The organism is Sphingobium sp. ZW T5_29 (genome assembly GCF_044987515.1).
GTDB lineage: Bacteria > Pseudomonadota > Alphaproteobacteria > Sphingomonadales > Sphingomonadaceae > Sphingobium.
The window spans coordinates 250,618-264,188 of record NZ_JBJDRM010000004.1; the positions used below are offsets into that span (position 1 = coordinate 250,618).

14 protein-coding genes are annotated in these 13,571 nt (G+C 63.6%); 3 read left to right on the forward strand and 11 right to left on the reverse strand.

Going from position 1 to position 13,571, the window contains the following annotated elements; genetic code table 11:
• Nucleotides 1-27: 27 nt before the first annotated feature.
• Genes ACI3KQ_RS05160 through crtY form a run of 3 tightly spaced genes read right to left on the reverse strand, consistent with a single transcriptional unit; the run spans nucleotide 28 to nucleotide 3,252 of the window.
• The gene (locus tag ACI3KQ_RS05160; RefSeq protein ID WP_404955422.1) at nucleotides 28-609 is read right to left on the reverse strand and encodes a TIGR00730 family Rossman fold protein; all 582 of its coding nucleotides are present in this window, start codon (nucleotides 607-609) and stop codon (nucleotides 28-30) included.
• 10 nt (nucleotides 610-619) lie between these two features.
• On the reverse strand, nucleotides 620-2,101 hold the full coding sequence (locus ACI3KQ_RS05165; RefSeq protein ID WP_404955424.1) for a phytoene desaturase: 1,482 nt from the start codon (nucleotides 2,099-2,101) through the stop codon (nucleotides 620-622).
• On the reverse strand, nucleotides 2,098-3,252 hold the full coding sequence (crtY, locus tag ACI3KQ_RS05170) for a lycopene beta-cyclase CrtY (protein ID WP_404955426.1): 1,155 nt from the start codon (nucleotides 3,250-3,252) through the stop codon (nucleotides 2,098-2,100). Before crtY ends, ACI3KQ_RS05165 begins: the two co-directional genes overlap by 4 nt.
• An 82-nt stretch (nucleotides 3,253-3,334) precedes the next feature.
• Here crtY and ACI3KQ_RS05175 point away from each other — a divergent pair, with 82 nt between their 5' ends.
• Both ACI3KQ_RS05175 and dmeF read left to right on the forward strand, forming a co-directional pair.
• Entirely contained in the window at nucleotides 3,335-3,607 is a 273-nt protein-coding gene (locus tag ACI3KQ_RS05175) for a metal/formaldehyde-sensitive transcriptional repressor (protein ID WP_404955428.1), read from the forward strand.
• Nucleotides 3,604-4,614 carry a CDF family Co(II)/Ni(II) efflux transporter DmeF gene (gene dmeF, locus ACI3KQ_RS05180; protein ID WP_404955430.1) on the forward strand — a complete coding sequence of 337 codons (1,011 nt, stop codon included), beginning with the start codon at nucleotides 3,604-3,606 and terminating at the stop codon, nucleotides 4,612-4,614. The genes ACI3KQ_RS05175 and dmeF overlap by 4 nt, the downstream gene beginning before the upstream one ends.
• Nucleotides 4,615-4,636: 22 nt before the next feature.
• Here dmeF and ACI3KQ_RS05185 read toward each other — a convergent pair whose 3' ends face one another.
• The 4 genes from ACI3KQ_RS05185 to ACI3KQ_RS05200 all read right to left on the reverse strand — a co-directional run bounded on the left by ACI3KQ_RS05185 (nucleotide 4,637) and on the right by ACI3KQ_RS05200 (nucleotide 8,473).
• On the reverse strand, nucleotides 4,637-5,824 hold the full coding sequence (locus ACI3KQ_RS05185; RefSeq protein ID WP_404955432.1) for an NAD(P)/FAD-dependent oxidoreductase: 1,188 nt from the start codon (nucleotides 5,822-5,824) through the stop codon (nucleotides 4,637-4,639).
• On the reverse strand, nucleotides 5,821-6,249 hold the full coding sequence (locus tag ACI3KQ_RS05190; protein ID WP_404955434.1) for a TIGR01244 family sulfur transferase: 429 nt from the start codon (nucleotides 6,247-6,249) through the stop codon (nucleotides 5,821-5,823). Before ACI3KQ_RS05190 ends, ACI3KQ_RS05185 begins: the two co-directional genes overlap by 4 nt.
• A gap of 88 nt (nucleotides 6,250-6,337) precedes the next feature.
• The gene (gene recQ / locus ACI3KQ_RS05195; protein WP_404955436.1) at nucleotides 6,338-8,113 is read right to left on the reverse strand and encodes a DNA helicase RecQ; all 1,776 of its coding nucleotides are present in this window, start codon (nucleotides 8,111-8,113) and stop codon (nucleotides 6,338-6,340) included.
• A gap of 39 nt (nucleotides 8,114-8,152) precedes the next feature.
• Nucleotides 8,153-8,473: a hypothetical protein gene (locus ACI3KQ_RS05200; protein ID WP_404955438.1), complete on the reverse strand. Its 321-nt coding sequence runs from the start codon at nucleotides 8,471-8,473 to the stop codon at nucleotides 8,153-8,155.
• 160 nt (nucleotides 8,474-8,633) lie between these two features.
• Here ACI3KQ_RS05200 and ACI3KQ_RS05205 point away from each other — a divergent pair, with 160 nt between their 5' ends.
• Nucleotides 8,634-9,764: a serine hydrolase domain-containing protein gene (locus tag ACI3KQ_RS05205; protein ID WP_404955440.1), complete on the forward strand. Its 1,131-nt coding sequence runs from the start codon at nucleotides 8,634-8,636 to the stop codon at nucleotides 9,762-9,764.
• Between the two features lie 314 nt (nucleotides 9,765-10,078).
• On the opposite strand, the gene aroC is transcribed toward ACI3KQ_RS05205, so the two are convergent.
• The 4 genes from aroC to ACI3KQ_RS05225 all read right to left on the reverse strand — a co-directional run.
• Nucleotides 10,079-11,164: a chorismate synthase gene (aroC, locus tag ACI3KQ_RS05210; RefSeq protein WP_404955442.1), complete on the reverse strand. Its 1,086-nt coding sequence runs from the start codon at nucleotides 11,162-11,164 to the stop codon at nucleotides 10,079-10,081.
• Nucleotides 11,165-11,186: 22 nt separating this feature from the next.
• Complete coding sequence (gene fabI, locus ACI3KQ_RS05215) at nucleotides 11,187-11,996, reverse strand: enoyl-ACP reductase FabI (protein WP_404955444.1); 810 nt, start codon at nucleotides 11,994-11,996, stop codon at nucleotides 11,187-11,189.
• Nucleotides 11,944-12,960, reverse strand: coding sequence for a YihY/virulence factor BrkB family protein (locus ACI3KQ_RS05220; RefSeq protein ID WP_404955446.1), 1,017 nt, complete (start codon nucleotides 12,958-12,960; stop codon nucleotides 11,944-11,946). The genes fabI and ACI3KQ_RS05220 overlap by 53 nt, the downstream gene beginning before the upstream one ends.
• Before the next feature lie 13 nt (nucleotides 12,961-12,973).
• Nucleotides 12,974-13,571 (reverse strand): DnaJ C-terminal domain-containing protein (locus ACI3KQ_RS05225; protein WP_404955448.1); only part of this gene is annotated, 598 nt, incomplete at its 5' end.

Sequence of the window (13,571 nt, forward strand, 5' to 3'; positions counted from 1 at the left end):
CCGCAAGCCACCGGTTAGCAGGCGGGGCTAGAGGCTGTCCGCCTTCATCGCGATGATCGGCTGGTGCGGGCGATAGGCGGCCAAGCGTTCGAGCAGCAGTTCAAGGCTGTCGGCATGCATCAGGATACCGGCGTGCTGGGGCCGGATAAACCCCGCGTCGATCATGTGCCGGTCGAACGCGATCAACTGGTCGTAAAATCCAGCGACATTGAGCAATCCCACGGGTTTGGCATGATAGCCAAGCTGCGCCCAACTGATCGCTTCCCACAATTCATCCATCGTCCCCACCCCGCCGGGCAGGGTCAGGAACCCGTCCGAAAGGTCGGTGAAGAGTTGTTTGCGTTGGTGCATGGTCTGGACGACGTGCAACTGCGTGCAGCCACGGTGCGCTACCTCCGCCCCGACCAGTGCTTCGGGAATGACGCCGATGACTTCACCCCCGGCGGCGAGCGCCGCGTCCGCGACCGCACCCATCAGGCCCAGCCGTCCGCCGCCATAAACGATGCCGATGCCCCGTTCCGCCAATGCGCGCCCGACATGTCGCGCGGCTTCGACATAAACCGGATCGGCGGGTGTAGCCGAACCGCAATATACAGCCAGTCTTTTCATCGCGCCCCCTTCAGGCGAGGTCTTCCAACATCAACGTGGCGGTCGCCTTGGCGCTGCCGACGACACCGGGAATCCCGGCGCCCGGATGCGTCCCCGCCCCCACCAGATAGAGGTTCGGGATCACATCGTCCCGGTTATGGGCGCGGAACCATGCGCTCTGCGTCAGCAGCGGCTCCAGACTGAACGCGCTGCCCAGATGCGCCGCAAGGTCGGTGCGGAAATCCGGCGGCGCATAATGGAACTGGGTGACGATGCGTGAACGGATGTCCGGGATCAGTCGATGCTCTATCTCGTCCAGAATCCGTTCGGCAAATACGGGCCCGAACTGTTCCCAATCGATCGGCAGCTTGCCCATGTGCGGCACGGGGGCAAGCGCGTAGAAGGTCGAATGCCCGTCCGGCGCCATTGACGGGTCGGTGACGGTGGGATGATGCAGATAGAGCGAAAAGTCCTGCGGCAGCACACCGTGCTGATAGATGTCGTTCAACAACCCTTCATAACGCGGTCCAAACAGGATCATGTGATGGGGGATGCCCGGCCAGCTGCCCTTGATGCCGAAATGAAGCACGAACAGGCTGGGTGACCAGCGTTTGCGGCTGAGTTTGTCCGCTTCCTTTTGTCCGCGCGGATGATGGCCGATCAGGTCGCGATAGCTGTGCATCAGGTCGGCGTTGGATGCGACCGCGTCGGCCTCCCCCCGCCATCCCGATGCCGTGGTGACGCCCACCGCCCGGTCGCCGTGGGTTTCGACCCGAACAACCGGGTCGGCCAGGCGCATGGTGCCGCCCAACCGTTCGAAATGGGTCGCCATCGCCTGCACCAACCGGTTGGTCCCGCCCTTGGCGAACCACACCCCGCCATCCTTTTCCAGCTTATGGATGAGGGCGTAGATGGCGCTGGTATTCATCGGATTGCCGCCGACCAGCAGCGTGTGAAATGACAGCGCTTCGCGCAGCTTCTCGTTTTTCACATAGGATGAAACGATCGAATATACCGACCGCCACGCCTGATTTTTCGCTAGCGCGGGGGCGGCGCGGATCATGGACACGAAATCGAGAAAGGCGACCGAGCCCAGCTTGCGATAGCCCTCTTCATATACTTCGCCCGCATAGTCGAGGAAGCGCTGGTAACCGGCCACATCCTCCGGGTTCAGATTGGCAATCTGCGCCCGTAACGCGTTTTCGTCGTTGGAATAATCGAAGTTGGTGCCGTCACGCCAGTTCAGCCGGTAAAAGGGCGTGACCGGGACAAGGGTCACATCCTCCGCCATGTCGTGGCCGGACAGCCGCCATAATTCGGCAAGGCAGTCAGGATCGGTGATGACGGTCGGCCCCGCGTCAAAGACGAAACCATCCTTTTCCCACATGTAAGCCCGACCGCCGGGCCGGTCACGCGCTTCCACCAAAGTGGTGTCTACACCGGCGGACTGCAGCCGGATGGCAAGCGCCAGCCCGCCAAAGCCCGCTCCAATGACAATAGCTTTCCGGTTCATCGGGCGGGGGGATTCAAAACTGCGCGCATGGCGCTCCTTATGGGCACCGGAGGCTTTCCGCACAAGATGCGGATGCGATCTGCCCAAGTGGAGCGACCGCCATAGAAACGGCCGATGAGGCGAGGATCGAGGCGGTAGAAGCGCTGGAATATGCGCCAGCGCTGATCCGGCGCGGCGGCGCGAAAGAGCATGCGGGCGAGCAGCCGGTAAAAACCGCCGGAGCGCCAATGCGCCGATGCCCGCGCGCGCGTGGCGGTCGCCAGCCCTTCCAGCGGTTGCTCCACCGCCCATAATGCGAAAGCCACCGCGTCGGGCAGGGAATAGCCGGTCATGGGGTGAAACAGCCCGGCGCGAACCCCGACGCGCGCCACCGGGTCATGCCGGGGCCAGAATCGATCGAAGTCGCCGCCCTGAACGACGGGCAGCACACCGCTTTCGCGATGGACCACCGTCTCCACCTGCCATCCGGCGGCATGGACATAGGCGGCGATGCGGGCGTCCAGGACGGGGCCATCCAGATCGGGCGTGTCGCTATAATAGGTGTCCTCGACGAACAGGGTGCGCTCATCCCATGGGAGCAGATAGACGAAACGATAGCCGTCCAGCTGGTCCACCGTGGCATCCATGATGACCGGGCGCTCCAGCCCATGGGGCGCGCTCAGCCGCAGCGCATGGCCAACGAATTTCTGCCACCCGCATTGCAGGTCCTTCAGGTCGCCGCCGCCGCGTGCATCAAGCACTGCGCGCGCACGAAAGATGCGACCGTCGGCGAGCGTTACGTGATCCGCCGCAATGTTCGTCACGTCAGCGTCCAGCACCACCCGGTCGCCAAGCAGCTTGCGCGCATGCGCGTCCAGTTGGGACGAGGCGATGCTGTTGTACGGAGTATCGAGACGGCGAACATAGGTGGGGAAGCGCACTTCATGCCCCTGCGCCCACCGATGCGTGATCAGGGGATCGACCAGCCACCGATCCTTCGCCCGGACATCGCCGTCGAAGAAGGACCAGAGATGATTTCCGCCCAGCGCGCCGTCCCGTTCGACCAGCAGCAATCGCACCTCAGGACGCAACTGCGCAAACGCAAGCGCCACCAGGCTGCCAGCGAGTCCGCCGCCCACGATTGCAAGATCATAGTCCAGCCCATCTGTCATCCTGCCCCTGTTAGAGAGAGGGGGAGCCGACGGGAAGGGCCGAACTTGCGATAGCGCACGATATAGTATAGGGGGGTATCCTATGCATATAGTTGTAGATAGAGACAAGCTGCTGGCCCGCGTTCGCCGCATCGCGGGTCAGGTTAGCGCGGTCGAGCGTCAGTTGTCGGGGGAAGCCGATTGTTCCGAAACACTCCAGCTAGTGGCGTCGGTGCGCGGCGCGGTCGGCAGCCTGATGGAGGAATTGATCGAGCAGCATATGCGCGACCATGTTGCCCGCCCCGGCCTTACAGATGCGCAACGGCAGGCGGCGGCGGAAGAAATGCTGGCGCTGATCCGGCGGTACGGGAAATGACTATGCATCAGGATCATGGCGGTCATTGCCACGCGCATGACGGATCGCATCATCATGATGAGCAAGGCTTTGCGCCGCCCGTCGGCCCATCCGTTGATGGCAATGGCGAAGAAAGTCATTATTTCGACCATATCTACCTGACCGCTGGTCATGACCGCAACGCCCGGCGGACGTTGCTGGTGGTCGGATTGACCGCCGTGACGATGGTGGTGGAAATCGTCTTCGGCTGGCTGACGGGGTCGATGGCGCTGCTGGCCGACGGTTTTCACATGGCGACCCATGCCGGTGCACTTGCGGTAGCGGCGGCGGCCTACAGCTATGCCCGCCGACATGCGCGCAATCCCCGTTATACGTTCGGCACGGGCAAGGTGGGCGACCTTTCGGGCTTTGCATCGGCGCTGCTGCTGGGCGTGACCGCCCTGTTCATCGCCGTGGAATCGATCCTGCGCTTTTTCGATCCCGTGGCGGTGAAGTTCGGCGAGGCTACACTGGTCGCCGTGATCGGACTGGTCGTCAATCTGGTGAGCGCCCTGCTGCTGGGCCATGATCATAGCCATGATCACGACCATGACCATGGCGATCACGCATCATCGAGCCACAGCCACGCCGACAATAATCTGCGTGCGGCCTATATCCATGTGCTGACCGACGCGCTGACATCCGTGCTGGCCATCGTCGCTTTGCTGGCCGGGCGCTATATGGGATGGTGGTGGATGGACCCTGCGGTCGGCATATTGGGCGCGGTGGTGATTGCGCGCTGGGCCTGGGGCCTGATGAAAGATACCGCCGCGATCCTGCTCGACACGGCGGAGCCTGCCCTGATGGCGCGTGTCAGGGCGCTGACAGAGGCGGAAGGGGCGATCATTCGCGACCTGCACGTCTGGCGCATCGGACCCCATGCGCATGCCGCGATCATCAGCATTGCCCCCGGCGTCGATGCCAAGGCGGTGCGCAATCGCGTGCGCGCCCTTCCCCGGATGGAGCATGTGACGGTGGAATGCGGCTGAACGCTAACCGCCGGAGCAACGATCAGAGCGCTTGGCCTGCCGCCCATCCGCTCGCCCAGGCCCACTGGAAATTGTATCCGCCCAGCCAGCCGGTCACATCCACTGCTTCGCCGATCGCATAGAGGCCGGGAACGCGGCGCGCCTCCATGGTCTGCGATGACAGGTCCGCCGTCGCTATGCCGCCGACCGTGACTTCAGCCTTGGCGAACCCTTCCGTACCGTTAGGGGTAAAGGTCCAGCCGCGCAGTCGTTGTTCGGCGTCCTGCAGCCGGCGGTCGGGAATATTGCCCAGATCGCCGACCAGGCCCAGCCGGTCGGCCAGCACATCGGCCAGTCGGGCGGGCAGGAGCCCGCGCAATAGTGCCATGACGGTGGTCCGCGCCTTGGTCCGCTTGGCCTCGACCAGCCAGCCTGTTGGCTGATCCGGCAGGAAATCCAGGCTGATCGATTCACCATGACGCCAAAAAGACGAAATTTGCAGGATCGCGGGACCGGACAGCCCGCGATGGGTCAGGAGCGCCGCCTCCCGAAAAGCGGTCTTGCGGTGGCGCGCGATTACGTCGGTCGAAACGCCCGACAAGGCCCGGAACAACAGGTCTTCGCCGCCCAGCGTCAAAGGCACGAGCGCCGGGCGCGGCTCCACGACCTTCAACCCGAACTGCCGGGCCAGGTCATAGGCAAAGCCGGTGGCGCCCATTTTCGGAATGGAAGGACCGCCCGTGGCGATGACAAGCGCTGGCGCGACCGCCAGCCGGTCCCCATGGGCGACGCGATAATGTCCGTCGGCATGGCTGATGGACGTGATGGCGTGATCGAGGTGGATCGTCACCCCACCCGCATCGCACTCCGTCAGCAGCATGGCCACGATCTGACGAGCGCTGCCGTCGCAAAACAACTGGCCCAGCGTCTTTTCATGCCAGGCGATGCCGTGCTTATCCACCATGGCCAGGAAGTCGGCGGCGGTGTAGCGGCCCAGCGCGGATTTGGCGAAGTGCGGATTGGCCGACAGATAGCGGTCGGGCGCGGTGTGGATGTTGGTGAAGTTGCAACGGCCACCGCCGGAAATCAGGATCTTCTTGCCCGCCTGATCCGCATGGTCGATGACAAGGACGCGCTTGCCCCGCTGCCCGGCGGTCGCCGCGCACATAAGGCCCGCTCCGCCAGCGCCCAGGACGATGGCGTCGAAATTTTCCTGATTGGCCGACGTCATCCGGTGGCGAGCGCGTCCATGATCTGGCGAACCGGGGCGACGTCATATCCAGCCGCCGCCGCCTGTTCGGTCAGGGCAGCCGGGTGGTCGCCTGCGCGTGCGCGGGTCAACGCCCATAGCAAAGTGCTGCGCGTGCCGGACCGGCAATAGGCCAGGACCTTGCCCTCCCCCGCCCGTTCCAGCGCAGCGGCCATGCCGTCGAGTTGCCAGGGCGCAAAACCGCCATGGGCGACCGGTACGGCGGCATAGCCGATGCCAGCGGCCTGCGCCGCCGCTTCGATGGCTGCACCGTTGACCTGGCCAGGCTCTTCATCATCGGGACGGTTGTTCACGATCATGGTCACGCCCAGCGCCTTGGCCTCTTCCACCTGATCGACGCTGATCTGGGGAGACACGTAGAGGCTTTTCGTTAGCTGGCGAAACATGGGCATACTCCTTGTATTGCGGCCTGCCATGCGCCTGTGGGACGCGGCTTTCAAGGGGCAAGGACAATGGTCGCCTGCCCTGCCCCGTTCAAAGGTGGAGCCTGATCGCCGCAAGGAACGCGTCGCCATAGGCGTCCAGCTTGCGATGGCCGACGCCGCTCACATGGCTGAGTTCGGCCAAAGTGGACGGACGTTGCTCGGCCATTTCCCGCAACGTCGAATCATGGAAGATGACATAGGGCGGCACCCCCGCTTCCTGTGCCAGTTCGCGGCGGCAGGCGCGCAGCGCGTCGAACAGGGGATTGCCCCCGGGATTGGCGTCGCTGCCGTTCCGCGCGCTCCTGCGGCTGCGACGTTCCTTGCGTGGAGGCAGCACCAGGCTCACATACTCCTCCCCACGCAGGATGGGCCGCGCGCTGGGACCAAGTTCCAGCCCGCCATGTTCATTCGTCTGCAACGCATCCCTGACCAGCAGCGCGCGGGAGACGGGACGGAGCAGGGCCGTTTCCTCCCCTTCGACGATGCCATAGACCGAAATCCGGTCATGGCCCCGTTCGCGGATCTTATCCGTCACCGCGCCCGTCAGGACGGATTCGATATGCCCCACGCCAAAGCTTTGGCCGGTCCGGTAGACGGCAGACAGGAATTTTCGTGCGGTCTGGGTCGCATCGATGCTGGGGGGCGGGTTCAGGCAGTTGTCGCAATTGCCGCAGCCGGGCGGCGGATTTTCACCGAAGTGGCGCAACAATATGGCGCGGCGGCAAGTCCCCGTTTCGACCAGCGCGCCCAAGGCGGCGATGCGCGTGCGTTCCCCCTGCTGTCGCGCCGGTTCCAGTTCGGCGATCCGCATGCGGGCGCGGGCGAAATCTTCCGCTCCCCAGAAAAGATGGGCTTGCGCAGGCTCCCCATCGCGCCCGGCGCGGCCTGATTCCTGATAATAGCCCTCGATCGACTTTGGCAGCCCCGCATGGGCGACGAAGCGCACGTCCGGCTTGTCGATGCCCATGCCGAACGCGACGGTGGCGACCATCACCATGTCTTCGCTGGCGATGAAGGCGGTCTGGTTGGCGGCGCGCACCTGCGGGTCCAGCCCGGCATGATAGGCCCGCGCCGGACGTCCGCCCCGGCCAAGCGCCTCCGCCAGCTTTTCCGTCGCCGCGCGGGTCGGCGCATAGATGATACCCGGCCCCGGATTGCTCGCGATCAGGTCGGCGAGCTGACGGTTAAGTCCATCACGTGGATGCACGGCGTAGCGGATATTCGGCCTGTCGAAGCCCGCAATCACCAGCCCTTCGCGCGGGATGCCCAGCTGGACGAGAATATCCTCGCGCGTGTGCGCGTCGGCGGTCGCGGTCAGCGCCAGTCGCGGCACGTCGGGGAATTCGTCGAGCAACGGGCGAAGAAGCCGGTAATCCGGCCTGAAGTCATGCCCCCATTCCGAAACGCAATGCGCTTCGTCTATGGCAAATAGCGCGATGCGGACGGAGCGCAGCAGGTTGCGAAACCCCTCGCCACTCGCGCGTTCGGGCGCGACATAGAGAAGGTCGAGGTCGCCATTGCGCAGGCGATCCTGCGTTTCGCGCCAATCGGCGTCGACGCTGGTGAGGCTGGCCGCCTTTATGCCGACCGCCTGCGCGGCGCGAAGCTGATCGTGCATCAGGGCGATTAGGGGGGAAATCACGACGCAGCACCCGTCCAGCGCCACGGCGGGCAGCTGATAGCAAAGCGACTTTCCCGCGCCCGTCGGCATGATGGCAAGGGTGGGCCGTCCCGCCATGACGCGCCCGACGACCTGGTCCTGCACGCCGCGAAAGCCTGAAAAGCCAAAAACGTCGTGAAGAAGGGTAAGAATGTCGGGCTGCATCCGCAGGGTCCTAGCCGCTATGCGCCCCCGCGCAAATATTCATTGCAGTGGATCGAGCAGGCATCCCCAGCCGGGCCGGTAATGCGCGCTGCGCGATGCGAGCAGTGGCACACTGGCGCGGACGGATCGCGTTTCGGGCTGATCGGCGAGCGTTACCAGCGCCATGCCCGGTTCCTTGTCGCTGCGGCAGCTGTCCATTGGCCGTCCCTCGACATAGCGGCATGAGCAGGCGATGCGTGCGCCATAGCCAGCCCCCACCTCGGCCCGGGCGCGCAGATCACCCCATTTCCAGGCCAGCAGCGCCGTCAGCACCAGCGCCACGACGGCAAGGGCAAATATCCACTTCGGGCGGCCCGCCATGCTCCCCATTCCTGCATTCCAGTGACTGTTGACGTAATTCGTGGCCCCTGGCTTTTCACCCGGCGCAAAAATGCACTAGTGGTCCGATTGGGCATTTGCGACCATCCTATCCGGTTGGCGGGATGCAAATGTCAAAAATCAATCCACTAGGGCGCGGCTTATGAAGCTCGATCGGAAAAGCGTAAAGCGTCTTGGCGCGGCAGTCGGCCTTTTGTCGCTGCTGGCGATGGTCGGCGTGTGGACGGCGCAGGCCTCTGGCGCCGATCCGGCCTATCATGTGATGAATGACGGCGCCGTTGAAGAAACGATGCTCCGGTCGGCCATCGATCCGCTGTTCGATGGCGATGATGATGATGTGGGAGAGACGCGCGCGCTGCTGATCATGCATCGGGGTGAAATCGTCGCGGAACGCTATGCGCCGGGCTATGGCCCCGAAACAAAGCTGCTGTCCTGGTCGATGGCCAAGAGCGTGACGGCGGTGCTGGTGGGCCTGATGGTGGCCGACGGGCGTCTGGCGCTCGATTCGCCGGTGCCCGTGGCCGCCTGGAGCCAGCCTGGCGACCCACGCGGCAGGATCACCTTGCGGCAATTGCTGTCCATGTCGTCAGGCCTCGACCATGTGGAGGACGATGAACCGATCGCCACCGCCGATACCGTCCGCATGCTGTTCACCGATGGCGCACAGGATATGAGTGCCTTTGCCGAAGCGCAGCCATTGGGCCATATGCCTGGATCGACATTTTCCTACAGCACGGGCAGCACGCTGATCCTGGCCGATCTGATGACGCGGATGCTGACCAGCAGCGCCGACCCCGACGAGCGGCGGCGCGCAATGCAGACGTTCATCGACGGGCGGCTGAAGATACCCGGTCGCCTTGACAGTCTGACGGCGGAATATGATGCGGCGGGCACCATGATCGGGGGCAGTTTCCTGCACATGACGGCGCGCGATTATGGGCGCTTTGGCGAATTGCTGCGCAATCATGGGCGGGGACCGGGCGGGCATCAGATCGTCCCGGAAAAATGGGTCGATTTCATGCGCACGCCTTCCCGGCGCAATCCCGCCTATGGCGCACATCTGTGGCTGAACCGGGACAGCGGGGAAAGCGCCCTCATGCCGGGTCAGGCGTCCGCCAGCCTGTTCGGCTGCGTCGGGCATGGCGGGCAATATATTCTGGTGTCGCCTTCGCAGGAACTGACCGTCGTACGGATCGGCCTTTCTCCACACAAGGAACAGCGTCAGGCGCTGAAATCAGGCCTCGCCAGGCTGATCGCGCTGTTCCCCCGCTGAACTCTGGCGGTCCCAGCTGGAAAGCGCCTTCCATCACCGTTGCGGCACGCCCGCACAGGATGACGCGGTTGTGTCCAACCGACAGTCCCGGCGTCAACGACAAAGGGCCAGCCATGTTGTCATGGCTGGCCCGTGTTGCGGCTTAGGGGGACGTTTTGACCGTCAAGCCATGCTCAGCATGATGACGCTCCCCAGGCTTACGCGCTGCCGCTCGCCCTCCCGCGGGCGATCGATGACAAGGATAGTAACCTAGATTTGCCGAGTCGTCTCGCCGGAATCGCGCATTTGCGCGAAGGCCGGCTCAATTCATCGCGTCAGCGGCCCTCGCCGCCGTCACCGCATTGGGCGCGGTCCAGCAGTTTCTGATCGGCAAGGACCAGCGCCATCATCGCCTCAACCACGGGAACGCCCCGGATGCCGACGCAGGGGTCATGCCGCCCCTTGGTAATGATGTCCGATGCTTCCCCTTCGCGGGTCACGGTTTCGACCGGGATCAGGATCGAACTGGTCGGCTTGAAGGCGATGCGAACCTTGATCGGCTGGCCGGTGGAAATACCGCCAGCGATGCCGCCTGCATGATTGGCCAGGAATTCAGGCCCATCCTTGCCTGGCCGCATGGGGTCGGCATTTTGTTCGCCGCGCAGCCGGGCGGCGGCGAAACCGTCGCCAATCTCAACGCCCTTGACCGCATTGATGCTCATCATCGCCGCAGCAAGTTCGCTATCGAGCTTGGCATAGAGCGGCGCGCCCCAGCCCGCAGGGACGCCGCTGGCGATGCATTCCACCACCGCGCCGAGCGATGAACCGTCCCGGCGCGCGTCATCCACCAGCTTTTCCCAGCGCAGCGCCGCCTGCGCGTCCGGGCAAAAGAAAGGATTGTTGTCGATCTCGCTCGCGTCAAAGCGCGCAGGGTCGATCGCATCGCCACCAATTTCACTCACATAGGCAAAGATATCGATGTCCGGGATGACCAGCCGCGCGACCGCACCCGCCGCGACCCGGCTTGCCGTTTCGCGCGCGGATGAGCGTCCGCCGCCGCGATAGTCACGAAAGCCATATTTGGCGTCATAGGCATAATCGGCGTGGCCGGGACGATAGGCCTTGGCGACTTCGGAATAATCCTTGGACCGCTGATCGGTATTTTCGATCATCAGGCTGATCGGCGTTCCGGTGGTCTTCCCTTCGAACACGCCCGAAAGGATGCGCACCTCGTCCGGCTCACGACGCTGGGTGGTGAATTTGGACGTGCCGGGCTTGCGCTTGTCGAGAAAGGGCTGAATCTCCGCTTCGCTCAGCGCCAATCCGGGAGGACAGCCATCCACGACCGCGCCAATGGCGGGACCATGGCTTTCCCCCCAGGTGGTGAAGCGAAAGACGCGGCCGAATGTGTTGAAGCTCATGCCCTGACCTTTGGCGTCCCCATCAGCCCTTGTCGAGCGCGATGTCCGGGGCGTCCTCCGCCTTCATGCCCACGACATTGTAGCCCGCATCGACATGGTGCACTTCGCCGGTGACGCCCGATGCCAGATCGGACAATAGATAAAGGCCCGCGCCGCCTACATCTTCGATCGTCACATTGCGGCGCAGCGGCGAATTCAGTTCGTTCCATTTCATGATGTAACGGAAATCGCCAATGCCGCTCGCCGCCAGCGTCTTGATCGGACCGGCAGAAATGGCGTTCACGCGGATATTTTCAGGCCCCAGGTCCATCGCCAGATATTTGACGCTGGTTTCCAGCGCCGCCTTGGCGACGCCCATCACATTATAATGGGGAATGACCTTTTCCGCGCCATAATAGCTGAGCGTCAGCAGGCTGCCGCCCTCCGTCATCAATGCGCGCGCCCGCTTGGCCACGGCGACGAAGCTGTAGGCGGAAATATTCATCGTCAGCAGGAAGTTTTCCAGGCTGGTGTCGACATATTTGCCGCGAAGTTCGTTCTTGTCGGAAAATCCGATGGCATGGACCACGAAGTCCAGCTTGCCCCAGCGCGCCTTCACTTCGTCGAACGCCGCGTCCAGCTTTGCCATGTCGGAAACATCGCAATCGATCAGGAAATCGGAGCCGAGTTCCTCCGCCAGCGGCCGCACACGTTTGGCCAGGGCATCGCCCTGATAGGCAAAGGCCAGTTCCGCGCCCTGCGCCCGCAGCGCCTTGGAAATGCCCCATGCAAGCGACTTGTCATTCGCCAGCCCCATGATGAGGCCGCGTTTTCCCGCCATCAAGCCCGTCATTCTGATGTCCGTTCCCTTTGCTTTCGGCGACAACCGCCTGCCATTCCTCTTCGGGAAATTCAGCAAGCGCCGCATTGAGTTCCGCGCCAATTACCACGCCAAGCCCAACGAGAAAGAAAAAAATGAGCGTGATCATCACACCTGCCAGGCTGCCATAGGTCGCATCATAGTTGCCCAGCAAGGACAAGGTGGGCGGAAGGAGCGTCGTGACGCCATACCACCACAGGGCCGTGGCTACCGCGCCGGGCCATTTGGGGAAGCGTTTATGCTTGTAGGCGCTGGGGGTCAGGGAAAAGTAGAGATAGTAGAGAGCGACGCACAGGATCGCGATCGGCACGAACCGCGTAACCGTCACGATACGGATCGCATCATCGGCAAAGGGCAGCAACCGCAGCAAAAATTGTTCCGCGCCTGCCATCAGGACCTGCATGGAAAAGGCGAACATGACCGCAAGGACGCTGACCAGGGTGATGCCGATCGCGTTCAGCCGATAATGCCAAAAAGGCCGCGTACTTTCCGTCCCGTAGGCGCGGCGCAATATATCGCGGATGGTTTCGATAAGGCTGCCCACTGTCCACAGGCCCACAAGGCCGCCAAGCCACAGCAGCGGCCCGGTGCGGGCGTTCAACACGTCGTAGATGGGCTTGCGCACGACATCGGCGACGCCCTGGGGCACGGATTGAAGGAAAGTGCCTACGGTCGCCAGCCCGTCGGCAGATCGTCCAAAGATGCTCGCCACCGCAGCCGCGACGATGAAGAATGGGAACAGCGTCATCAACGACAGATAGGCAAGGTTGCCCGCGTGGATGAAGCCGTCATTATAGGTGCCTACCGCGACCCGCTTCAATATCTCCAGCATGTAGGATCCGGGTGGCACGCGCTCCATATGGCGCTGCCATCGCGCGCGGGCCTGCTTGGCGACCCTGCGCCGACGGGTTTCGGGCGAATAAGGCGAAGGTTGCATCCGCCTTTAACGCCTAGACGCCCAGATGGGCCCGGACGGCCCGGCTGTCCTGCCAGCCTTCGACCAGTTCGCGGATCGCGGGGTCGTCGGCGGAAACGTCGATCTGCAATCGCACCAGTTGATCGCCGCGCTCGCCATTCTTCATCGTAAAGCCCTTGTTTCGCAGCCGAAGCGTCTTGCCGGATGTGGAGCCTGCGGGCACGCCCAGCATCACCGGGCCATCGACGGTGGGCACCTTGACCTTCCCGCCCTTGACCGCTTCATCCAGCGTGATCGGCAGGTCGAGCAGCACATTGTCGCCTTCACGGGTGAAGAAGGGGTGCGGCTTTACTTCGATGGTGACGATCGCGTCGCCCGCGCCGCCACTCCCCTGCTGACCCTTCCCCGACAAACGCATCTGGGTGCCGGTTTCGACGCCAGCCGGAAGCTTGAGGTCGATATTCTTGCCGTCCTGGAGCGTGACACGCTGCGGGGCCAGCGTCGCCGCGTCGACAAAGCTGACCGCGAGCCGGTAGGAAACATTGGCCCCGCGCTGGGGTGGGGCCTGCCGCCCAAAGCCCCCGAATCCACCGCCGCCCCGGCGTTCCCCAGCAGCGCCGCCGCCCCCGAAC